The organism is Pseudomonas sp. B111 (assembly GCF_026428275.1).
In the GTDB taxonomy this organism is placed as follows: Bacteria; Pseudomonadota; Gammaproteobacteria; order Pseudomonadales; family Pseudomonadaceae; genus Pseudomonas; species Pseudomonas aeruginosa.
Genome location: NZ_CP097857.1, coordinates 3,842,234 through 3,864,517 on the forward strand (window position 1 = coordinate 3,842,234; position 22,284 = coordinate 3,864,517).

Consider the following 22,284-nt stretch of genomic DNA (forward strand, 5'->3'; position numbering starts at 1 on the left):
ACTCAGGGCGCCAGGCGTTCGCGCGACCAGCCGCCGTCCTGGCGTCGATAGTCGAGACGGTCGTGCAGGCGGCTCGGCCGCCCCTGCCAGAACTCGATGCGCTGCGGCAGGAGACGGTAGCCGCCCCAGTGCTCGGGACAGCTCGGCGGCTGGTCGGCGAAACGCCGCTCGGTGTCCGCGAGCAGCCGTTCCAGCTCGGCGCGATCGGCGATGACCCGGCTCTGCGGCGAGGCCCAGGCGCCCAGGCGACTGCCCAGCGGACGCACCTGGTAGTAGGCGTCGGATTCCTCGGGAGTGACCTTCTCGACGTTGCCTTCGATGCGCACCTGGCGCTCCAGCGCCGGCCAGAAGAAGGTCATGGCCGCCCGCGGATTGGCCGCCAGTTGCCGGCCCTTGGCGCTTTCGTAGTTGGTGAAGAAGGTGAAGCCGCGCTCGTCGAGGCCCTTGAGCAGGAGGATACGGCAATGCGGATAGCCGTCGGCGTCGACGGTGGCCAGGGTCATGGCGTTGGGTTCGACCGGCAGGCGCTCGGTCTTCACCGCGTCGTCGAACCACTGGCGGAACAGGCTGAAGGGATCGCTAGGGGCGTTGGCCTCGCTGAGGCCATCGCGGGTGTACTCGCGGCGCATATCGGCCAGGGACTGGGTCATGGCGCATCTCCAGGGGGAAATGCGCCATAGCTTAACCGCAGACTCCGCCTCGCGCTTGATCCGGGACAATGGCGCCAAGCGCCCTGCCCCGGTTCGGCTCAGTTGCCCTGGGCCAGGGACAGCAGGCTGGCGCGCTGGGTATAGAGCACTTCGACGCGACGGTTCTGGGCGCGGCCGGCGGCGCTGGCGTTGTCCGCGCGCGGCATGTCGGAACCGACCCCCTTCAGGCGCAATTGGTCGCCTTTCAGGCCGCTGAGGCGGAAGATCGCCGCCACCGACTGGGCACGCTCGAAGCTCAGCTTGTCGTTGACCGCCTTGCTGCCGGTGCTGTCGGTATGGCCGAGTACCAGGATACCGCTCTGCGGATCAGCCTGGGCCATCTTGGCGACCTTGCCCAGCGGGTTGAGGGTGATCGGCATCAGCATGGTGTGGCGCTTGGGATTGAACGAGTAGTCGGCGGGGGCGATGACGATCAATGCGTTGTCGCGGCGTTCGAGGGTGAACTCGCTACCGGCGATCGCTTCGCGCAGGGCTTTCTCATGAGTATCCAGCCACTCCTTGGTGACCTTCTGCTGGACCAGTGCCGGCTTGCCCGACGCCTTGCTCGCCGAGCTGGCGCCGAACGGCCACCACCAGGGGTTGGCGGCCTTCGGCTCGGCTGCGGCGGCGACTTCTTTCTTCGCCGCGGCGATCTCGGCCTTCTGCTCCGCAGCCTTGGCGGCTACGTCCCGACCGCCTTCGTCCTTGCCGAACGGCCACCACCAGTGGCTGGAGCCGACATGCTCGGCTTCGGCCTTCTGTTCCGTGGCCTGCTTGGCGACGGTCTGTCCGTCGTCCTTGCCGAACGGCCACCATGAATGGCTGGAAGCCTGCTCGGCCGGAGCCTTGGCTGGCTGCGAGGAAGCATCCTGGGTCTGGAAATAGCTGCAGCCGGAGGCGGTCATGCAGAGAAGAAGCGTCGAGGTCTTAAGCAGTTTCATACGTCGGGGTCCGTTGGAAGTGAAAGAAGGCGAGCCCGATGGAACATTCGGCTCAACCGCCGGTCACATCGCAGCGATGCCGGAGTCGATCCACTGCCCCGGCAACGCCCTATCTCATACGACGCTTTAGATTGTGTCGCTAAGCCATTATTTGGCAATGAAATTTAGCGTCGAGCCGACAAGCGGTTAAAAGTTAACCAACGGATTACAGACACTCCCCCGCGACACGCGCCAGCTGTTGCGCCCGCGGATCCATCAGCACGTACGGCCCCAAGGCGTTGCTGACAAAGGAAAAAGCCAGGTCGCGCTCGGGATCGGCGAAGCCGATCGAGCCACCCGCCCCAGGGTGGCCGAAGGCCTTGGGGCCGAGTCCGTAGGTCGCATTGGCCACGCCCGGTTGGTCGAGCATGGTGCCGAGGCCGAAGCGGGTCCGGGTCAGCAAGGTCCGATCCTCGCCTACCGCGTGTTCGTGGGCCAACTGGCCCAGCAGTTCATCTTCCAGCAAACGTCCCTGCAACAGGCCGCTATAGAAGCCGGCGAGCGCGCGCGCGTTGCCATGGCCATTGGCGGCCGGCTGCTGCATGCGTCGCCATTCCGGCTTGTTGGTGCTGGTGAGGATCGACGGCGGATTGGTGAAGGCGCGGGTGGTCAGCGCCAATGGCTCGCTCATCATGGTCTTCAGCATGCGCTGGGCGGCAGCGTCGCCGAGGCTGCCCTTGCTCCGCGCCATGTGGGCGACGCGGCCGAACTGGCTGTCGTCCAGGCCGATATGGAAATCCAGGCCCAGCGGTGTCGCGGTACGCGCCACGATGGCCTCGCCCGGCTCGCGGCCGTCGACCCGGCGGATCACCTCGCCGAGCAGCCAGCCGTAGGTAATCGGTGCATAGCCGTGCGCTTCGCCGGGCGTCCACCAGGGCTCCTCGGCGGCCAGTGCCGCGGTCATCGCCTGCCAGTCGTAGAGTGCCTCGGGCGGCATCTGCTTGCGCAGCGCCGGCAGGCCGGCGCGATGGCAGAGCAACTGGCGCACGCTGGTCGCTGCCTTGCCGGCCGCGGCGAACTCGGGCCAGTAGAGTGCCACCGGCGCGTCCAGTTCGAGCTTGCCCTCGGCCACCAGTTGCAGCACGGCAACGGCGGTGAAGGTCTTGGTGCAGGAGAACAGATTGAGGATGGTGTCGCGCTGCCAGGGCTGCTCGCCGTCCTTGTCCGCGACGCCGCCCCAGAGGTCGACCACCGTCTCGCCACCGACCTCCAGGCACAACGCCGCGCCGCGCTCCTGCGGATTGTCGAAAAGCCGGGCGAAGGCCTCGGCAAGCGGGGCGAAACGGCTGTCACAGTGGCCTTCGGGCGTCATGGGCAAGTTCCGGTGGGAAAGTGGTCGGAGCATTCTTCCAGCCCTCGGCGGCCTTGTGAACCCTGACATAAGAGGGGTTCGCCGCAAGCGGGCGGCGGTGAATGCGCGCTCATGAACCGGCTGAATCCTCGCGCGGCGGCGGAGGCTCGACGGCAGGCATGGAGCTGGCCATCGCCGACAGTCGCGACAGGGCGGCAAGGTTGCTTCGGCGCACCGTGTCGACGAAACCGGCGAACGGCAAGCCCGTGATCCCGACCAGGCCAATATGACCGTTCTCGCCGTCCAGCAGGCGCCCGCTGGCCGGTTGGTCGAGGTACTGGAACCAGTGGGCGCCGACGATATACGGACTCTTCAGCGCCGCCTCCAGGAACGTTCGGTAGGAGTCGCCGCGCGCCCGCTCATTGGCCGCCTCGCTGACGCCACCCCAGAACGGACCGCGATCCCGCGAGCCGAAGTGGAACTCGCTGATCAGCACCGGCTTGTCCAGCCGCGCCAGCAGGGAGTCGTCCAGGCCCTGCCCGGGCAACGGCGTATAGAGGTTGAAACTGAGCAGGTCGCAATACCGGGCGCAGGAGGTGATCGCCTCGGGAGTGCTGACGGCGAAGCGGCCGCCGAGCAGGAGGTGGTTCGGTGCGTGCCATTGCAGGGCGTCGCGCAGGGTCTTGAAGTAAGCGTCGGCATACAGCCGGAGGAAGGCGCTGTAGTCCTCGGCGATGGCCGGATGCCCCTCGCCCGGCAGCGGAGCCGCGTAGCCCGGCGCCTCCAGGGCCTCCCAGGCGGCCAGCTCGATGCCCCAGGCCTGGGCCAATGCCTCATGGCGCAGGTACTTGGCTTTCAATTGCTTGACGAAGGCGCGCTTCGCCGGACTGTCCATGGACAGCCTCAAGGCTCCGAAAGCGAGGCCGTAGCGCGCCTGGGCCGAGCCGTCGCGCCCGGCCCAGGCCAGTTCGTTGTCGGCGTAGTAGCCGAACAGCCAGGGATCGTCGCGGTGGTCGCGAGCAGCGATGGCGATGACGCGCTCGGCGGCCATGGCGAAGCGCGGGTCGAAGGGATCGGGCATGGCTCCCCACCAGTCGAAACCGCTGCTGACCGTGGCGTAGTCGCCGGCGATCGACAGCGGCAGGCTGTAGGGCATCCGCGCCTGTGCGGCGAGCGCCGGATCGCTCCAGTTGCCGAGGCTGTTGAAACCCCATGCCGAGAGGCGCTCCAGGGTGCGCTGGCGCCATTCGCCGGCGAGCTGGTCGGCGCTCGCCTGGGGAGCGATGCGCTGGCGATTGGCACCGAGGAAATCGAACCAGCGGCCATGCCCGAAACGCCGCCCGGCCTGCGCGGCGACGCCGCGGCGGTCGTCGCCCTCACCGAAGAATGCGGCCAGCGGCTCACCCTCCGCCGGCAGTTCGGCGAACATCGGCTCGCGTCCTTCGACGTAGGTCCGGCTGCCGTCGGCGGTCACCGCATTAACGCCCAGCGACCAGAACGGATGTCCTTCCGGAGTAACCAGCCACCAGCGCCCGCCACGTTTTTCCGTGCGGAAGAAGCCGCTGGCTTCGAACACCGGCCCACCCAGCAGGCCGCCGAAACGGTCGCGCGCCGGTGTCTGCCGTTCCCAGTCGCGGAGCTGTGCGGCCTCGGCCGCATAGGCGCTGCGCAACTGTTCGTCGGAACGAATCTTTTCCGGCCAGTCGGCGCGGCTGTACTGGCCATAACGATCGATCAGGCCGGTCAGGATGCTCCGCTCCACCGCTCTCCCTGCGCGTATGCCGAAACGTCCGAGCAGGATGCTCTGGGGAGCTTGCGGCGAGCGCAGGGACAGGCTCAGCGCCCCGACCCTGGCGCGGTCCAGCGAGCCCTCCACGCGTGGCGCCAGCAGCACCCGCTGGCCTTCGACCATCTGCGGCATCGGCGGCCCCGCACGCATGCCCAGAGCCTCTGGCGAAACCGCCCGCAACGGCACCAGCAGGGTCTGCGGCGGGCCTGCCGGAAGCTCGATGGATGCCTGCAACCCCGGCGCACCCTGCTCGCCCTCGATCGCGACCTCCAGGGTCATGTCCCAGCTCATGGCGTTCTGGATGCGCAGGCTCACGTAGTCCGCTGCGGACCAGTCCCAACGGCCCTGCGCCGGACTCATGCGCAAGGTGGGCCGTTGCGCCGGGCTGAAGGTGACGCGACGGAGAATGTCGCCCTCCGGGGTGGCCTCCGCCGTCACGCTGGGCAGGTCGGCATCCTCCAGGGTGATGCCGACCACGGCCATCGGCTTGACGAAGTTGAACAGCACCTGCTGGGTGTCGTTCGCCGCCAGCGGCGCGGCCACCGCGAGCAGGCCGAGAAGCAGGGGAAGATGCCAACGCGAACGGATCATGAAGCCTGTTTTCCTTAACTCCATCCCGGCATGGACAAATGCCGGGAATTTCCCGATGCGGCTCGGACGTGAAGGCTGGCGCCCTCCGCGCAGATCAGCGCGTCAGGCGATTTCCCGCCGGAACGGCGGCAATGCATTGAGGATAGCCTTGCCGTAGCGCTGGGTGACCACGCGGCGATCCAGCAGGGTGATGGTGCCGCGGTCCTGCTCGGTGCGCAGCAGCCGCCCGCAGGCCTGGACCAACCGCAGCGAGGCGTCTGGCACGGCGATCTCCATGAACGGATTGCCGCCGCGCGCCTCGATCCACTCGGCCAGCGCCGCCTCCACCGGGTCGTCGGGTACCGCGAAGGGAATCTTGGCGATCACCACGTGTTCGCAATAGGCCCCCGGCAGGTCCACGCCTTCGGCGAAGCTGGCGAGGCCGAAGAGCACGCTGTCCTCACCGTCGTCGACTCGCGACTTGTGCTTGTTCAGGGTTTCCTGCTTGGACAGGTTGCCCTGGATGAACACCCGCTTGCGCCAGTCGCGGTCGAGACCGTCGAAGACCTCCTGCATCTGCTTGCGCGAGGAGAACAGCACCAGGCTGCCGCGCGCGCCCTTCACCAGTTCCGGCAGCTCGCGAATGATCGCCGCGGTGTGCTCGGCGGCGTTGCGCGGATCCGCCTTGAGGTCGGGGACCCGCAATACCCCGGCCTCGGCATGGTGGAAGGGGCTCGGCACCACCGCGGTGACCGCGTTGCGCGGCAGGCCGGCGCGCATGCGGTAGCGGTCGAAGGTGCCCAACGCGGTCAGGGTCGCCGAGGTCACCAGCACGCCATAGGCGACGTTCCACAGGTTGCGGCGCAGGGTCTCGGCGGCGAGGATCGGGCTGGCGTTGGCTTCGATGTCGTAGAAGCTGCCGCTCTCGGCGAGGGTCAGCCAGCGCGCCATCGGCGGGCTGTCCTGCGGGTCCTCGCAGGTGAATGCGGTCCACAGTTCCCAGTTGCCCTGGGCGCGCGCCAAAAGACTACCGAACAGCGGGTACCACTCTTCCGCCTGGTGGCTGGCGATGCCGCCGGCGCCTTCGCCGTCCATCGCCTCCTTGAGGATATCGGTGAGACGGGTGAACAGGTCGGTCAGCTTGGAGAAGCCTTTCTTCAGCTCGATGCCCATCTCGCGGATATGCTCGGGGACCACCCCGCCGACGAAACGGTGACGCGGCCGCTCGCGACCTTCCATGTCCTCGCCGGCGCGAAAATCGCCGATCTCTTCGCAGGCGGTGAACATGAACTGCTGCTGGGTCTTGATCTCCCGGGCCAGCTCCGGCACCTGTTCGATCAGGCGGCCGAGGTCGCCCGGCAGCGGGTGCTGGGCGAGCAGCTTGGTGAGGTTCTTGGCGATCTGCTCCAGCCAGTCGGCGGTAGCGCGCAGGCGGGTGAAATGGGCGAAATGGCCAATCGCCTTGTCCGGCAGGTGATGGCCCTCGTCGAACACGTAGAGGGTCTCGCGCGGATCGGGCAGGATGGCGCCGCCGCCCAGGGCCAGGTCAGCCAGGACCAGGTCGTGGTTGGTGACGATCACGTCGACCTTGGTCATCCCTTCGCGCGCCTTGTAGAAGGCGCACTGCTGGAAGTTCGGGCAATGTCGGTTGGTGCACTGGCTGTGATCGGTGGTGAGCTGCGCCCAATGCGCGTCGTCGATCGCCTCCGGCCAGCTGTCGCGGTCGCCGTCCCAGCGGTTGCCGGCCAGGCGTTCGATCATCTGGTTGAACAGCTTGCTGCTGGTCTCGTCGACGTCGATGTTGAAACCGTCGTCGGCGAACAGTTGCGCCGTCGCGCTTTGCGCCTGGCCTTCCTGCAGCAGCACGTCGAGCTTGGACAGGCACAGGTAGCGCCCGCGGCCCTTGGCCAGGGCGAAGCTGAAGGCCAGCCCGCTGTTGCGCAGCAGGTCGGGGAGATCCTTGTGGACGATCTGCTCCTGCAGGGCGACGGTCGCGGTGGCTATCACCAGGCGCTTGCCACTGGCCTTGGCGCAGGCGATCGCCGCCAGGCTGTAGGCCACGGTCTTGCCGGTACCGGTTCCGGCCTCCACCGCGACCACCGCCGGCTCGCCCTCGCGGTGCCCCTCCTCGTCCTCCTTGATCGCGCCGAGGGCCTTGGCCACTTCGGCGATCATCAGGCGCTGGCCATAGCGAGGCTTCAGCTCCTTGGCTTCGAGAAAGCGGGTGTAGGCACCCTGGATCTGGGACTTGAGTTCGGCGCTGAGCATGGAATTCCTGGGCCCGGCGCGCAGCGGAAGGCGAATCCGCCGGCGCGCCATAGCTGGATAAATTTTCAGTGGTTCGACAGGGCGGCTATGATAACGCGCTTCGTCACAACCGCCAGCGGAGATCGCCGAATGACCCCCTACGCCCTCGTCTACGCCCTGCATGTCCTGGCCGCCCTGGTCTGGGTCGGAGGCATGTTCTTCGCCTGGACGATTCTTCGTCCGGCGGCCGTCGCCGCGCTGGAGGCCCCAGCCCGCCTGGGCCTGTGGCTGGAGGTGTTCCGCCGTTTCTTCCATTGGGTCTGGGCGGCGGTGATCCTGCTGCCGATCAGCGGCGTCGGCATGCTGCACCTGAGTTTCAACGGTTTCGCCGGCGCGCCGCGCTACGTACAGGTAATGATGGGGCTCTACGTCGCCATGCTGGCTCTCTTCCTGCGGGTGCAGGCGCTGCAAGTGCCGGAACTGCGCCGCGCGGTGCAGGCCCAGGACTGGCCGGCAGGCGGGCAGGCGCTGGGGAAGATCCGCCGCACCGTTGGCTTCAACCTGCTCCTCGGCCTGTTGCTGATAGCCCTGGTAGCGGCACGCCCGAGCCTCTGAACCGGCGATGCGCCGGCAGCTATGCTGCCGGCCGCTCCTCAGAAGCGCACGACGTCGAGGCTGCCGTCGCTGCCGTTGGTGCCGTTCGCGCCGTCCTCTCCGCTGCGCCCCGCACGACCGGCATCCACCGAGTAGATCCAGCAACCGGTGGCGTTATCCGCCGCACCCGGTTTGCCGGCCTTGCCTCCAGCGCCGCCGACGCCGCCTTGCAGACGGGTTTGCAAGCGCTCCAGAGGAAAATCGCCCGGCACTTCCAGACGAATCCGACCGCCCGCCCCGCCCGGACCGCCGTCGCTTCCGGATTGGCCGTCGCCACCTTTCAGCGCGCTGCCCCAGAGGCAGCCGGAGGCCTTGCCGGAAGCCCCGTCCAGGCCATCGTAGCCTGGCGCGCCGACGCCACCGCGGGCGTCCAGCAGCAGGCTTTCCACCTCCACCGCCTGCAAGCGCAGGGTCAGGTCGCGGCCGTTACCGGCGCTTTGCCGGAAGGTGCCGGTCGCGCCGGGCGCGGAAATGATGCTGCCATCGGCCAGGCGGCCGCTGACGACTTCGATGCTGATTCGCTCTTCGCCCGGCGCCACGCCGATCCGGGCGTTCTTCGCCATGTGCAGTTCCTCGATGCGCAAGACGCTGACCTCCAGCGGAATCAGCAGGGCGGCATCCTCGCCGATCTCCACTCTGCGCAGGCGCAGCTCCTGGGCCCGCTTGGGCAGGCGCATCACCGAGTTCGCCTGAACCTTCACGGTTCCGCCGATACCCTGCTGGCGTGCCGTCGGCGCCTCGGCCGAAAACGCGGCGCCAGCCCAGGCCAGGGGAACGACCAGGAACAATCCGAGCATGGCCTTACGCATGATCGTCCTCCTTGTCCTGCGGCAACTCGCTGGCCGGGCTCAGCGCCGGCAACGCAAGCATGTGGAAGACCCCGAACAGCAAGACCTGGAGACGGTCCAGCCAGGGATGCGCACGCGCTTTCAGGCGTCGTCCGAGGACGAGAATCTCGATCAGGTGGATCAACAGGATCAGGCCGCCGGCTATCGACAACAGCCAGTTCAGCGGATAGGCGAACGGATGCAGCAGATTGACCAGCACCGCGCCCCAGAACACCAGGGTCACGAGCTTGCCCAGCCCGAGAAACGCTTTCATGGAACTCCCCCCAAGACATCGTGTGCGGGGGAACATACTCGCCAGCCCGCCGCGGCGCCAGCCATGAACGAAAACGGGGGCTTCGACGCCCCCGTTCTGCTCCGTGCCGCCAGCGTCATTCGCGCTTGATGAGGATTTCCACCCGGCGATTCTCGGCCCGCCCTTCGCGAGTCTTGTTGTCGGCGACCGGCTGGCTTTCGCCCAATCCCTGCACGCCGACGATGATGCTCGAAGGCACCCCGGCATCGATCAGATAGTTCGCCACGGCATTCGCGCGCCGTTCCGACAGCTTCTGGTTGTAGGCATCGGAACCGACGCTGTCGGTATGCCCGGTGATACTCAGGCGCGTACTGGCCGCCTCGCCTTTCAGGCGTTCGGCGATGCCGTTGAGCTTCTCGCTGTCGGCGGCGTCCACCTTCGACGAATCGAAGGCGAAGTGCAGGTCGCGCACGACAATGGTTTCTTCCTTGACGACAGGAGGCGGCGGCGCGACTTCCTCGACCGGCTGCGGAGGCGGCGGCGCGACCTGTTCGCCGGCACCGTGCACCCAGCAATAGGCGGCACCGACGCCACCGCCGATCAGGGCGCCCCAGCCAGCCCAGCTGCTGCTTTCGATCGCGCCCAGGCCGGCGCCGGTAACACCACCGACCGCCGCACAGGTCGGCCAGTCGCTTTTCTGCAACCCTGCGCAACCGGTCAGCAAGCCGCTGACCAGAATCAGGGGTAAAGCGGTCCTCGTGATGCTCATTGGAACTCTCCTCGTGGATCGGTTGTAACCGACAAATAGGGAGTAAAGACCCCAGCCGAAAAAAGCGCCAGCACTAGGCCATGCAGGCGCTTCAGGCTAGTCTTGGCGAATCCCAGGAGAGTGTTTTCCCATGAGCGAACCGATTTCTCCCCGCACCCCGCAGCAGGCCCTGGCCGCGTTGCTCGCCCGCTACGCGCCGAAGCGCTTGCTGCTGGTCGGCGCCAGCCGGCTGCCGGCGGTGGAGGCCTTCATCCACAACCATCCCCAGTGCCAACTGGCGCACAGCCCGGCGGCGGCATTGCCCGCCGAACTGGCCGGCCAGCGCTTCGACCTCGCGCTGTTCGTCGATTGCCTGGAACACCTGCCGCAGCGCACCGGTCTGCAGTTGCTCGCGGGCGTGCGCAACCTGAACGCCAGCCGGGTCGCCGTACTGGTCGACCTCGAGGCCAGCGACTGGCAGGAAACCGACTTCTTCGCCCTCGCCATGCAGAACAGCGAACGCTTCCAGCGCGAAGGCCAGACGCTGACCCTGTACACCTACGACCTGTACGAGTACAAGCAGGTCCCCGATTGGCTGAACGCCAAGTTCTGGGCCAACCCGGAAAACTTCGGCAAGTACTGGTGGTAACCATGACCCAACCCACCTGCCCCTGCGGCAGCGGCGACCCGCTCGACGATTGCTGCGGCCGCTATCACCAGGGACATCCCGCGCCCACCGCGGAAGCCCTGATGCGCTCGCGCTACAGCGCCTATGCTCTCGGACTGGTGGACTACCTGCGCGACACCACGCTGCCGGCGCAACAGGCCGGCCTCGATCTCGACGGCATCCGCGCCTGGAGCCACGGCAGCACCTGGCTCGGCCTGGAGGTGGAAAACCACGAGGTGCTCGGCGGCCAGCCGGAGCATGCGCGAGTCACCTTCGTCGCGCGCTGGCACGACGCCGAGGGGGAACATGCCCATCGCGAATGTTCCGGCTTCGTCCAGCGCAACGGTCGCTGGTACTTCCTCGATCCGACCGTGGCCCTGAAACTCGGCCGCAACGACCCCTGCCCCTGCGGCGCCGGCGGCAAGCTGAAGAAATGCTGCGGTCCGTGGATCACCTGATGCATTCGCTCGCCAGCTATATCCGCGCCATCCATGCCCTGCCCTCGCCAGTCTCGATAAGCGATGCGCAGGTCGAAGAGCAACAGCGCTGCGAGGACGGCGTCGAGATCCACAGCTGCGAAGCGCTCTACCGTTTCGACAACGGCGTGCGCCTGCGCCAGCACTGCGAGCGCGACCTCCTGCCAAGCAGCGGGGCCTGCGAGGAATGCTGGATCGGCTACGAAGTGCTGGATTCCGCCGGGCGGGAAATCAGCCCACGCTACAAGCACTTCGTCAACGCCTGCCAGGAACGCTTCTGGTTGCGCATGCACGCCTGAGATGCTGCGCCAGGCTGCGCGGTTTGGGCGTTGACGAGCGCTCGGGTAGAATGCGCAGCCTTTTCATCCGGGCCCCATCCCCATGCTGCTGACCGTGCTCTACATCATCGCCATCACCGCCGAAGCCATGACCGGCGCGCTGTCGGCCGGCCGGCGCAGCATGGACCTGTTCGGCGTGGTGCTGATCGCCTGCGTCACCGCCCTGGGCGGCGGCTCGGTACGCGACATGCTGCTGGGCCATTACCCGCTGACCTGGGTCCGTCACCCGGAATACCTGGCGCTGACCGCAGTCGCCGCGCTGGTCACGGTGTTCATCGCGCCGCTGATGCGCCACCTGCGCTCGCTGTTCCTGGTACTCGACGCGGTCGGCCTGGTGGCTTTCACCCTGATCGGCTGCCAGGTCAGCCTGGAAATGGGCCACAGCCTGCTGATCGCGGCGATCAGCGGGGTGATCACCGGGGTGTTCGGCGGCATTCTCCGCGACATCCTGTGCAACGACGTACCCTTGATCTTCCGCCGCGAACTCTATGCCAGCGTGTCCTTCGCCAGCGCCTGGTGCTACCTGATCTGCGTGGAGCTGGAACTGCCCTCCGAACAGGCGATGCTGATCACCCTGTTCAGCGGCTTCCTGTTCCGCCTGCTGGCCATCCGCTTCCACTGGGAAATGCCCAAGTTCGTCTACCAGGACGATTTCGACCACTGAAGCAAGCGCCTGCCCCTGGTCGACGCGTTCCTCCAACCCCTCGCCTGTCCCCGATGCCACGGCCCCGCGACGCGGTTATCCGCCCCACGCCCACGCTTGTCGCAGGCCGCTGCCCGCCTCAGTCCTGCAGGCGCAGGTGGCTGGTGTCCGGAGCCGGAGCCGCTGGCTCGGGGCGTGCCTGGCCCATGTCGCTACCGACCGGGGCGACGCTGAAGCGGCTCAGGTCGAGCTTCGGCGCCTCGGCTTCGGCCTTGGCGTCCTGTAGGTCGGCGCCGACCGGAGCAAGGCCGAAATCCGGCGCATCGACCTCGGCGAACGCCGCCATGTAGCCGTCCCGCGGCGCTACCTGCAAACGCCCGGAGGGCGCGCTGTCCCGCGCAGCGACGCGGGCCTGTGGGGCTTCCACGGCGGCCTGCTGCGCAGGCGGCGGCGCCATGACCACCTCCTCGATCTCCATCTCGGCGACCACGGCAATCGCTCCCGCTCGCTCCAGCACGCTGCGGTATTTTTCCGCGGAGGCGGCATCGAGGTTGTTCTTGATCACCACCCGGCGGCCGGAGAACAGCAGTTCGATACGCTGCGCGTCGGCCTGGAACAGCTTGGCCAGGTTGGCCTTGACCACCTCGGGCCGGGCGCCGGCGACCAACTGGCCGGAAAAGGCGATTTCAAAGCGGCTCATTGGCATCTCTCCGAGTGAAGGGCCGCTCGGCATGGCGGCCCTGGCGTTTCGTCGAACGATTGTACCCATCGACAGCCACGCGTGGAGTGACTGGGTCCGGCAAATTGGCCGGCGGGTCCGTTCAGGTTAGCCGAGCCGGTCACGCCAGCCGACGGGAAGACTTGCACGGGCGTACGCGCTTCTCCATGCTCCCCCGACTGCGCTACGGGAAACATATGGACACAGGCCTGTACCTGAAACATCTTTCCTCTATACAACAATAAGTTGCAGCACAATCACTGCTTGTTAAACTGGGGCGTCTCGGGGGGAATAGCATGAATTACCAGGCGCAAATGATAAGAATTATCAGCCTAATAATGGCGTGGGGAGTTCTCTCCAATCTCTCGGGCTGCAGCTGGATGACCGGCAGCTTCGAAGACCCCGACGTCAAGCTGCTGAAGGTGGAAGTGGTCAAGGCACGATTGCTGGAACAGGAGTTCGTGATGCGCTTCCGCATCGACAACCCCAACGATTTCAGCCTGCCGGTACGCGGCCTGCAGTACGCCGTGCAACTGAACGACATCCAGCTCGCAGAAGGCGAGTCCGGCCAGTGGTTCACGGTTCCCGCCCACGGCCACGAGGTATTCGACGTGCCGGTGCGAACCAATCTCTGGCGCCACATGAAATACATCGTCAAGCTCCTCGAGCGTCCCGAGGAGCCGATCCGCTACCGCCTGCAGGGCGAAGTGAAGACCGGACTGATGTTCGGCCGCAGCGTGCACCTGAGACGAAATGGCGAGATAATTCCCGGCGATTTCATCCCAGAATAGGTCCACCATGAGTCAGGAACCCCACGTACACGGCCCGAACTGCAACCACGACCACGATCATCATCACGATCATGGCCATGGTCATGTCCACGGTCCGCACTGCAACCACAGCCACGAGCCGGTGCGCAATCCGCTCAAGGCCGTAGGCCGCAACGATCCCTGCCCCTGCGGCAGCGAGAAGAAATTCAAGAAGTGCCACGGCGCCTGACCCTTCGCACGCGCCGGCATCCGAAGGCCCGCTGAGCAGCGGGCCTTTTCGTTGGCGCGCCACCAGCCCTGCCGGGGCGTCATGCGCGACAGCGGTTTGCATCGAACCTAGGTTCCTGGCGTAGAGTCTTCCGTTCGTAGCCCATCGACGAGCCGGAGACGCACCGATGATCGACCTGTACTACTGGACCACCCCGAACGGCCACAAGATTACTCTTTTCCTGGAAGAAACCGGCCTGCCCTACGCCATCCATCCGATCAACATCAGCCAGGGCGACCAGTTCCAGGCGGATTTCCTGAAGGTGTCGCCGAACAACAAGATTCCCGCCATCGTCGATCGCCAACCGGCCGACGGCGGCGCTCCCCTGCCGCTGTTCGAGTCCGGCGCCATCCTGCTCTATCTCGCGGAAAAGACCGGACGGTTCCTCGCCAAGGACCTGCGCGCGCGCCAGGAAACCCTGCAGTGGCTGTTCTGGCAGATGGGCGGGCTGGGGCCGATGGCCGGGCAGAACCACCATTTCAACCGCTTCGCCCCGGAGAAGATTCCCTACGCCATCGACCGTTACGTCAAGGAAACCGCGCGCCTGTACGGCGTTCTCGACCAGCGCCTGGCGGACCGCGCCTTCGTCGCCGGCGACGACTACAGCATCGCCGACATGGCCATCTATCCGTGGATCGTCCCACACCAGTGGCAGGAGCAGGATCTCGCCGACTTCCCGCACCTGCAGCGCTGGTTCGAGAGCATTCGCCAGCGTCCGGCGACGCAACGCGCCTATGCTTTGGTGGAGCGCATCAATCCGCCGAAGTAGCCAGTCTCGAGCCGGCCTGCGGACGTCCTCGCGGACGACCGCAGGCGGAGCTTGCGCAGCCCTGCGGTCCTCACTAACGTAGCGCCTCTCGACGCGACCACTCCCGCAGGAGCCCCCACCCCATGGCCTCGCCAGCCTTCATGCGTTTTCTTCCCCGTTGCGGCGCCGCCGCGGCCTTCGGCACCCTCCTGGGCCTGGCCGGTTGCCAGTCCTGGCTCGACGATCGCTACGCCGACAGCCTGCCGCCGACCTCCGGCGTACAACCGATCAAGGGCCTGGCGCAAAACGTATCGATCCGGCGCAACGCGCTGGGCATGCCACTGATCGAAACCGGCACCTTCCATGACGCGTTGTTCGCCCTGGGCTACGTACACGCCTCCGACCGCCTGAGCCAGATGGTCAGCCTGCGCCTGCTGGCCCAGGGACGGCTGGCCGAGATGGCCGGCCCCGGCGCGCTGGAGATCGACCGTTTCATGCGTACCGTGAACCTGCGCCAGGCCGCGGAGATCCAGTACAGGAACGCCTCGCCGCGCCTGCAACGCTTCTTCGAGGTCTACGCGCGCGGGGTCAACGCCTACCTGTATCGCTATCGCGACAAGCTGCCGATGGACCTGGCCCAGTCCGGCTACCGTCCGGAATACTGGAAGCCCGAGGACTCGGCCCTGGTCTTCGCCCTGCTCAACTTCGGCCTGGCGGTGAACCTACAGGAAGAAATCGCCTCGCTGACGCTCGCGCAGAAGGTCGGCAGCGACAAGCTGGCCTGGCTAACGCCGACCTATCCCGACGAAAACCTGCCGTTCGACGAGGCGGAAAAGCTCAAGGGCCTGCGCCTGGACGGGCAGGTTCCCGGCCTCGCGGGCGTCGAGGGCGCGGCGCGGCAGGTCGCAGCGCTGAGCATGCTCGGGGTCGCCGCCTCGAACAACTGGGCTATCGCGCCACAACGCAGCCGCAGCGGCAAGAGCCTGATGGCCAACGACACCCATCTGCCACTGAGCATGCCGTCGGTGTGGAACTACGTACAGATCCGCTCGCCCAAGTACCAGGCCGCGGGCGTTTCCATCGCCGGTCTGCCGGGCGTGGTGGCGGGCTTCAACGGCAAGCTGGCCTGGGGCATGACCATGGTCCTGGGCGACAACCAGGATCTCTACCTGGAACAGTTGCGACGCCAGGGCAACCGGCTCTATTACCTGGCCGACGGCAAGTGGCAGCCAACCCGCGAACGCCAGGAAACCTTCTTCATCAAGGGCCAGCGGCCGATCCGCGAGGTCATCCACGAAACCCGCCATGGCCCGCTGCTCAACAGCGCCCTGGGCGAACGCAAGAACATCCTCCAGCCGCTGCCGCTGAAGAGCGGCTACGGACTGGCCTACCGGAGCATCCAGCAGGAAGCCGACAAGACCCTGGACGGCTTCTTCGACCTGTCGCGGGCCAAGACCATCGAGCAGGCCTTCGACGCCACCCGCGAGATTCGCGCGATGCCGCTGAACATCGTGTTCGCCGACGAAAAGCACATCGGCTGGCAGGTCACCGGACGCTATCCGAACCGCAAGGAGGGTCGCGGCCTGCTGCCCTCCCCTGGCTGGGACGGCCGCTACGACTGGGATGGCTATGCCGACCCGATCCTCCACCCCTCCGACCAGGACCCGCAGCAGGGCTGGCTGGGTACCGCCAACCACCGCACCGTGCAACCCGGCTACGGCGCTCAGTTGTCCAACTCCTGGTACTACCCGGAGCGCGCCGAGCGCATCGCCCAGCTCGCCGGTGCCAGCAAGAGCCACGACACCCAGAGCATGATCCGCATGCAGTACGACCAGACCTCGCTGTTCGTCGCCAAGCTGCAAGCCATGTTCGACAATCCCGGCATGGCGGCGCCGCTGCGCCAGGCCATCGACGCCTTGCCGGAGGCGCAACGCAGCCGGGCGCGGGAGGCCTACGACCGGCTGATGGCGTTCGACGGCAAGCTGACAGCCAGCTCCAGCGACGCCGCGCTGTACGGCGCCTTCCTCCACGAGAGCGCCAGGCAGATATTCCTCGACGAGCTAGGACCGGAAGACGGTCCTGCCTGGAAAGCCTTCGTCGAGACCGCCAACCTCTCCTACTCGGCGCAAGCCGACCACCTGCTCGGGCGCGACGACAGTCCGTTCTGGGACGATACCCGCACTCCGCAGAAGGAGGACAAGCCGGCAATCCTCGCGCGCAGCCTCGCCGCCGCCGTGGAGTTCTGCGAACAGCGACTGGGGAGCGAGCGCAAGGCCTGGCAATGGGGCAAGCTGCACACCTACGAATGGCGGAGCGACAGCTCGAAAATGGCCCCCTACCTGGGCGCCGGCGAGCGCGCCGGACTCGGCGCGATCAAGGGCTATCTCGATCGCGGGCCCTATCCGGCCGGCGGCGACCACACCACGCTGGACGTATCGGCCTACGGCTGGGGCCAGGACTTCGACACTTGGCTGATCCCGGCGATGCGGCTAATCGTCGACTTCGGCCAGAGCGAACCGATGATCGGCGTGAACAGCAGCGGCCAATCCGGCAATCCGGCCAGCCCGCACTACGCCGACGGTATCGACGCCTGGCTCAAGGGGCGCTACGTCAGCTTCCCGTTCCAGCCACAGAACCTCGATCGCGTTTACGGCAACAAGCGGCTGACGCTCACTCCCGCTCGCTGAACGGACGGCGCGGAACTTTCCTCCGCGCCGTGGCTCTGAACAGCCGACTTACTCCATGATCATCTTCAGGGCGTCCTTCCGGACGCCCTTCTTTTATCCCCCTCCCGGAAAGCCTCCGTTTTCTCGAAAGCCCGGGCACGGGATCGAACTGATCTCACTCCTCTCCGGCCTCTTCCACGGGCGCCACCAGCGCCCGGTCCAGCCAGTCCGTCGGCAGGCTCTTGCTGGCACGGGCACCGAGCAGCTTGAGTTGCTCGCTGCGACTGATCAGGTTGCCACGTCCCTCGGTGAGCTTGTTGCGCGCCGCGGCATAGGCCTTGTCCAGTTGCTGCAGGCGCGAACCGACCTCATCGAGGTCCTGGACGAAGAGCACGAACTTGTCATACAGCGAACCGGCACGTTCGGCGATTTCCCGCGCATTCTGGTTCTGCCGCTCCTGGCGCCAGAGGCTGTCGATTACCCGCAGGGTGGCCAGCAGGGTGGTCGGGCTGACTATCACGATATTCTGCGCGAAGGCGTCCTGGAACAGGTTCGGCTCGGCCTGCAGGGCCGTCGAGAAAGCCGCCTCGATCGGCATGAACAGCAGGACGAAGTCGAGGCTGTGCAACCCTTCCAGGCGTCGATAGTCCTTGCCGGAGAGGCCTTTCACATGGTTGCGCAACGACGTTACGTGCTGCTTCAGCGCCTGCTGGCGCAACAGATCGTCGTCAGCGGCGATGTATTGCTGGTAGGCCGTGAGACTGACCTTGGCATCCACCACCACCTGCTTGTCGCCGGGCAGGCGGATCAGCACGTCCGGCTGGAAGCGTTCGCCCTCGGCGCCCTTCAGGCTGACCTGGGTCTCGTATTCCCGGCCTTTTTCCAGGCCCGCATGCTCGAGCACCCGCTCCAGCACCAGTTCGCCCCAGTTGCCCTGGGTCTTCTGGCCCTTGAGCGCGCGGGTCAGGTTGGTCGCTTCCTCGCCCAGGCGCAGGTTGAGCTGCTGCAGACGCTCCAGTTCCTTGCTCAGGGAGAAACGCTCGCGCGCTTCCTGCTGGTAGCTTTCCTCCACCCGCTTCTCGAACGCCTGGATGCGCTCCTTGAGCGGATCGAGCATCTGCCCCAGGCGCTGCTGACTGGTTTCGGCGAAACGCTGTTCGCGTTCGTCGAAGATCTTTCCCGCCAGTTCGGCGAACTGTGCCCGCAACTCGTCGCGGGCCGACTGCAGGTCGGTCAGGCGCTGCTGGTGGCTTTCCTGCTGCTCGCGCAGTTCCGCAGCCAGCGCAGCCCGTTCGGAAGCCAGGCGACGCACTTCCTCTTCCCGGCCCTGGCGCTCGCTGGCCCAACGTGCCTCCGCCTGGGACGCCCGTTGCCGCTCCTCCCCCATCAACTCGGCTTCCCGACGCAGCGCGGCGACCTCACCGGAGAGCCTGGCATGGCGCTCGCCGAGTTGCTGGTAAGCCTCCCTGCTGGTCTCCAACTGCGCATTCAGCCCGTCCTGGGCCAGTTGCGCGGTCGCCAGTCGCTCGCCGAGCAAGGCTATCTCGCGCTCCGCCAGGCTGGCCCTTCTCTGTAGCTGCCATGCCAGGCCGGCCAGGGGAATCGCGGCAGCCAGCAGGCCAAGCAACAGGTTCGGTAGATCGACGGGCATGGGGCACTCCAGCGGAAAACGACGCAACACCCGCCTGGCAGGCGCGCGTGCAGCGGATTCTAGGTTCTTGGGAAAAGACCGTCGAGCGAATAGCGCCGCGCCGAACGAGCACTCCGCTTCCGAGCTGTGCATAACCCCATGCGCAGGACATTTCAGATACTTCCGTAACGGAAGCCATCGCCCTGCGCCCTTCGCCGCCGGGATATTTCTGCTTCCACGGCATTTTTGTCGCGGCTACAGGGCTTGCCTTGGAGCGTGCGATGTGCTGTCGAGCAAGCGCTTGGGAAATCCACAGATCCTGTGGATAACCCAGTGGAAAAGCCCCTAAAAAACTGCCGAACCCCCGATGGAGTGGGGCTATGGGACAGATTGACGATTTTTTCACCAACTATTTTTATCGTTATTTTTCAATAAGTTACGTTTCAAACATGAAAAATCAAGCGTTTAGAGCCTAACGCTCTCAACCCTTGACAAGCTGCTTTCCATTTGTGCACAAATTTTCGCCGAAGCCTCTTGCCGCCCCATTGCAGGGCAATGCCGTTCGAAATCCTCAGCCACTCTTTCCCTCGGGGCATGTAGGCCAGCCCTGCCCAACAGGCAGGTGGCGGCCTTCAGACGGTGCCCCCGGATCGCTGGCAACCGTGCCCCCCTCCACTCACGCCGGATGCGGCAACTTTCCGTCCACCAGGAACAGCTCCCAGGAGAAGATTTTCGGCGACCCCGGCACATGCGCCGGCTTGAAGGCCACGTAACCGGCCGTGGTTTCGCACAGCCAGGGCGTCAGGTTGCGAGGACGCTTTTCGGTGAAGGCCGCGGGCGTGAACAGGGCGACATTGCAGCCGCGCTCCGGGCAACGCGCCGAACGGTATTCGAATGCCTGCACCCCGGCGCTGCGCATGGCACTTCCCAGTTCCTGGGGAGCGCGGTAGTCGGCGATGTCGGTCAGCGCAGCCTCGTGATCGGAGAAAGGCGGCGCCTGCAGACGGATTCCCCGCTCCACCTTCCAGCCCGCCTCGAACGAAGCGTGCTCGGACAGAATCCTCCCGCTCGGTGGCGGCACCGCCATGCCACTCCACAGGACACAACGGTAATACGCGCTTTCGGCCATGGCCGTTTCCAGCTTCAACGCGGCGTAGAACAGGCTTGGCTCGTGACGACGGCCAAACCGCGACCCCCAACGCAAGGGCGGATAACGGAACGGGGTCTTCAACAGGTAATGCAATGGCTCGGCATCCGCCGGCACCGGCGGCTTGCTCGACTCGAGCAGTTCCTCGAGCAACGCCTGTTCTTCCAGGGTGTCGACCAATTGCAGGGTCGCCACCTGCTCCTGGCTCTCCACCAACCGCACCAGCCGCCCCTGGAGCGGTCGGACATGCCGCTCACCCTTGCACTGTCGCCAGATCTCGCTCACCTTCCGCCCCTCGCTTCCTGTGGTGTCGGATGCCAGCGTAGCGGCACCGCAGTCTCCATTCAGCCAGGCGTGTCGCCTCTGGCTGCCAGCCTTTTCCGTGACAGGCGTAGGCCCCCGTACAGGCGCGCCGGGCATCAGACCTTGCCGCGGATCGCATCGAGGTATTCCAGCACATGAACCAGGCCCTGCACCTGTCCCATCAGTGCCAGCGGCTCGCCCGCCAGGTGATGGTTGGGAGTGCGCAGGAAGTGGCGCATGTCCTCCTGCTGCCCGCCGAACAGGGCATACAGTGCGCGATAGACCCGCACCAGCAGCAGAGCCAGCTCGCCGGTCTTGCTGTCCACCCGCAGGCCCTGGGTCTTCCAGCGGCTGATGGCGCTGCGATCGACGCCGACGATGCCGGCCAGTTCGAGCTGCGTCAGCCCCAATTGCTCGCGCGCGGCCAGGACGGCCTTGGCCAGGACAGCATCGGCGCTGGGACGTTCCTTGATGAGAGCGCTCATGACGACCTCCTCATGTGTGTTTACAACAAACTATCATTATTTTGCTGAAAACACACCTTGATTCGGTCGAACCTAGAGAACCACGCGCAAGCATTGACCGGCGTGATAGAGAGAAAAACCCATCTCGTAGGCGCAACTGCGCAGCCTGGCCGCGGGGACGGGCTTCATGTCACTGAACGGCAACGGCAATGTCGCTCGCTCGCCGCTCAGCAGGTAGTCGGCGAACGCCTTGCCCACTACCGTACCGGTGGTCACGCCGCGTCCGTTGTAGCCGGTCACCGCCAGCAAGCCTTGCGCAGGCTCGAACAGGCGCATCAGATGATCGGGGGTGAAGGCGATGCAACCCGTCCAGCTGTACTCCCAGTTGACCTGGCCCAGGTCGGGAAAGTAATGGCTCTGGATTCGATCGGCCCATTGCCGCAGGAACCAGGCGGGCTTGTTCGCGCCATTGCCGAGGCTTCCCAGCAACAGGCGGCCCTGGGCATCGCGACGGATGCTGCTGAGCACCGTCCTGGTGTCCCAGGAACCCTGGCCGTGAGGCAGGATGCGCTCGGCCGCGGCGCCGTGCAGCGGCGCCGAAGCCACCTGGTAGTAGTAGCCGGGAAAGAAGTGCCGCCTCAGGTTGGTCCACTCGCCCTCGGTATAGGCGTTGGAGGCGATCACCACCTGTTCCGCCAATACCGCCCCCGCGGCGCTGCGCACCGCCCACAGCGCGCCCTGCCGCTCCAGGGCGAGCACCGGCGAGCGCTGGTACAGTTGCCCGCCACGCTGTACGACGGCAGTGGCCAGTCCGCGCGAATAGGCCATGGGATTGAGAGTGCCGGCGCGTCGGTCGAGCAACGCCGCGCTGATTCGCCGGGTGCCGCAGGCCTCGTGGCAAGCCGCGCCGGTCAGCAACTCCAGCGGAGCGCCGCGGCGCGTCCACTGCGCGTGACGGCGTTGCAGATCGGCCACGCCGCTGGCGTTGTGCGACATGTGTAGGGTGCCCTCGCGGCGCAACTGGCAATCGATGCCGAGGCGTTCGATGGTCTCCATCACCAGCGCCGGCGCCCGCCCCAGCACGGCGTTGAGCTTTTCTCCCTGCTCGGCGCCGAGGGTGGCGACCACCTCGTCCGGGGGAATCCAGGTGCCGGCGTTGATCAATCCGACATTACGTCCCGACCCGCCGTGGCCGACCTCGTACGCTTCCAGCACGCACACCGAACGGCCCGCCTCCAGCAGGTGGAGCGCCGCCGAAAGCCCGGTGAAACCGGCGCCGATCACACATACGTCGGCGCACTGCTCGCCGTTCAGGCTCGCCGCTCCGGACAGGCGAGGCGTAACCACTTCCCACAGACACCGTTGCTGCAAACCGCCCATGCGCGACTCCGCTGCCAG

Annotated in this window: 22 protein-coding genes; 9 read left to right on the forward strand and 13 right to left on the reverse strand. The window is 66.3% G+C overall.

Annotation, left to right across the window (positions count from 1 at the left end; all coding sequences use genetic code 11):
- Window positions 1–2: 2 nt before the first annotated feature.
- From pdxH to dinG, 5 genes are all read right to left on the reverse strand, one after another.
- On the reverse strand, window positions 3–650 hold the full coding sequence (pdxH, locus tag M6E97_RS17825; RefSeq protein WP_023092132.1) for a pyridoxamine 5'-phosphate oxidase: 648 nt from the start codon (window positions 648–650) through the stop codon (window positions 3–5).
- A gap of 98 nt (window positions 651–748) precedes the next feature.
- A complete protein-coding gene (locus M6E97_RS17830) occupies window positions 749–1,630 on the reverse strand; it encodes an OmpA family protein (protein WP_003108672.1) in 882 nt (293 codons plus the stop codon).
- Between the two features lie 205 nt (window positions 1,631–1,835).
- Window positions 1,836–2,981 (reverse strand): EstA family serine hydrolase, encoded by a 1,146-nt coding sequence (locus M6E97_RS17835; protein WP_033939240.1) that lies wholly within the window; start codon window positions 2,979–2,981, stop codon window positions 1,836–1,838.
- Window positions 2,982–3,090: 109 nt separating this feature from the next.
- Window positions 3,091–5,364, reverse strand: a complete 2,274-nt coding sequence (locus M6E97_RS17840; protein ID WP_079381515.1) for a beta-agarase — start codon at window positions 5,362–5,364, stop codon at window positions 3,091–3,093.
- Window positions 5,365–5,442: 78 nt separating this feature from the next.
- Window positions 5,443–7,587 carry an ATP-dependent DNA helicase DinG gene (gene dinG / locus M6E97_RS17845; RefSeq protein WP_003086351.1) on the reverse strand — a complete coding sequence of 715 codons (2,145 nt, stop codon included), beginning with the start codon at window positions 7,585–7,587 and terminating at the stop codon, window positions 5,443–5,445.
- A 129-nt stretch (window positions 7,588–7,716) separates the two neighbouring features.
- Between dinG and M6E97_RS17850 the strand changes: the two genes are divergently transcribed.
- A complete protein-coding gene (locus M6E97_RS17850; RefSeq protein ID WP_003082024.1) occupies window positions 7,717–8,181 on the forward strand; it encodes a CopD family protein in 465 nt (154 codons plus the stop codon).
- 38 nt (window positions 8,182–8,219) lie between these two features.
- On the opposite strand, the gene M6E97_RS17855 is transcribed toward M6E97_RS17850, so the two are convergent.
- The 3 genes from M6E97_RS17855 to M6E97_RS17865 form a co-directional block, all read right to left on the reverse strand.
- Complete coding sequence (locus M6E97_RS17855; protein ID WP_031636472.1) at window positions 8,220–9,029, reverse strand: hypothetical protein; 810 nt, start codon at window positions 9,027–9,029, stop codon at window positions 8,220–8,222.
- A complete protein-coding gene (locus M6E97_RS17860) occupies window positions 9,022–9,321 on the reverse strand; it encodes a DUF1145 domain-containing protein (protein ID WP_003086345.1) in 300 nt (99 codons plus the stop codon). The genes M6E97_RS17855 and M6E97_RS17860 overlap by 8 nt, the downstream gene beginning before the upstream one ends.
- A gap of 115 nt (window positions 9,322–9,436) precedes the next feature.
- Entirely contained in the window at window positions 9,437–10,069 is a 633-nt protein-coding gene (locus tag M6E97_RS17865; protein WP_003082015.1) for an OmpA family protein, read from the reverse strand.
- Window positions 10,070–10,199: 130 nt separating this feature from the next.
- Between M6E97_RS17865 and M6E97_RS17870 the strand changes: the two genes are divergently transcribed.
- From M6E97_RS17870 to M6E97_RS17885, 4 genes are all read left to right on the forward strand, one after another.
- The gene (locus M6E97_RS17870) at window positions 10,200–10,697 is read left to right on the forward strand and encodes a DUF6231 family protein (RefSeq protein WP_003086343.1); all 498 of its coding nucleotides are present in this window, start codon (window positions 10,200–10,202) and stop codon (window positions 10,695–10,697) included.
- A 2-nt stretch (window positions 10,698–10,699) separates the two neighbouring features.
- Window positions 10,700–11,173: a YchJ family protein gene (locus tag M6E97_RS17875; protein ID WP_003123184.1), complete on the forward strand. Its 474-nt coding sequence runs from the start codon at window positions 10,700–10,702 to the stop codon at window positions 11,171–11,173.
- Complete coding sequence (locus tag M6E97_RS17880; protein ID WP_003086341.1) at window positions 11,173–11,490, forward strand: hypothetical protein; 318 nt, start codon at window positions 11,173–11,175, stop codon at window positions 11,488–11,490. Before M6E97_RS17875 ends, M6E97_RS17880 begins: the two co-directional genes overlap by 1 nt.
- An 82-nt stretch (window positions 11,491–11,572) precedes the next feature.
- On the forward strand, window positions 11,573–12,193 hold the full coding sequence (locus tag M6E97_RS17885; RefSeq protein WP_003081997.1) for a trimeric intracellular cation channel family protein: 621 nt from the start codon (window positions 11,573–11,575) through the stop codon (window positions 12,191–12,193).
- 118 nt (window positions 12,194–12,311) lie between these two features.
- Here M6E97_RS17885 and M6E97_RS17890 read toward each other — a convergent pair whose 3' ends face one another.
- On the reverse strand, window positions 12,312–12,872 hold the full coding sequence (locus M6E97_RS17890) for a hypothetical protein (RefSeq protein WP_003123185.1): 561 nt from the start codon (window positions 12,870–12,872) through the stop codon (window positions 12,312–12,314).
- A 314-nt stretch (window positions 12,873–13,186) separates the two neighbouring features.
- On the opposite strand from M6E97_RS17890, the gene M6E97_RS17895 reads away from it, so the two are divergent.
- The 4 genes from M6E97_RS17895 to quiP all read left to right on the forward strand — a co-directional run bounded on the left by M6E97_RS17895 (window position 13,187) and on the right by quiP (window position 17,363).
- Window positions 13,187–13,681, forward strand: coding sequence for an LEA type 2 family protein (locus tag M6E97_RS17895; protein ID WP_003123186.1), 495 nt, complete (start codon window positions 13,187–13,189; stop codon window positions 13,679–13,681).
- A gap of 7 nt (window positions 13,682–13,688) precedes the next feature.
- The gene (locus M6E97_RS17900) at window positions 13,689–13,889 is read left to right on the forward strand and encodes an SEC-C metal-binding domain-containing protein (RefSeq protein ID WP_003081984.1); all 201 of its coding nucleotides are present in this window, start codon (window positions 13,689–13,691) and stop codon (window positions 13,887–13,889) included.
- A gap of 166 nt (window positions 13,890–14,055) precedes the next feature.
- Complete coding sequence (locus M6E97_RS17905) at window positions 14,056–14,697, forward strand: glutathione binding-like protein (RefSeq protein WP_015503362.1); 642 nt, start codon at window positions 14,056–14,058, stop codon at window positions 14,695–14,697.
- A gap of 122 nt (window positions 14,698–14,819) precedes the next feature.
- Window positions 14,820–17,363, forward strand: coding sequence for an acyl-homoserine-lactone acylase QuiP (gene quiP, locus M6E97_RS17910; protein WP_034005179.1), 2,544 nt, complete (start codon window positions 14,820–14,822; stop codon window positions 17,361–17,363).
- A 154-nt stretch (window positions 17,364–17,517) separates the two neighbouring features.
- Here quiP and rmuC read toward each other — a convergent pair whose 3' ends face one another.
- The 4 genes from rmuC to M6E97_RS17930 form a co-directional block, all read right to left on the reverse strand.
- Entirely contained in the window at window positions 17,518–18,879 is a 1,362-nt protein-coding gene (rmuC, locus tag M6E97_RS17915; RefSeq protein ID WP_003081943.1) for a DNA recombination protein RmuC, read from the reverse strand.
- Between the two features lie 769 nt (window positions 18,880–19,648).
- Window positions 19,649–20,404, reverse strand: a complete 756-nt coding sequence (locus M6E97_RS17920) for an RES family NAD+ phosphorylase (protein ID WP_003086331.1) — start codon at window positions 20,402–20,404, stop codon at window positions 19,649–19,651.
- Window positions 20,405–20,538: 134 nt separating this feature from the next.
- Entirely contained in the window at window positions 20,539–20,907 is a 369-nt protein-coding gene (locus M6E97_RS17925) for an antitoxin Xre/MbcA/ParS toxin-binding domain-containing protein (RefSeq protein ID WP_003086329.1), read from the reverse strand.
- Window positions 20,908–20,979: 72 nt separating this feature from the next.
- Window positions 20,980–22,266: an NAD(P)/FAD-dependent oxidoreductase gene (locus M6E97_RS17930; RefSeq protein WP_033939236.1), complete on the reverse strand. Its 1,287-nt coding sequence runs from the start codon at window positions 22,264–22,266 to the stop codon at window positions 20,980–20,982.
- Window positions 22,267–22,284 lie beyond the last annotated feature (18 nt).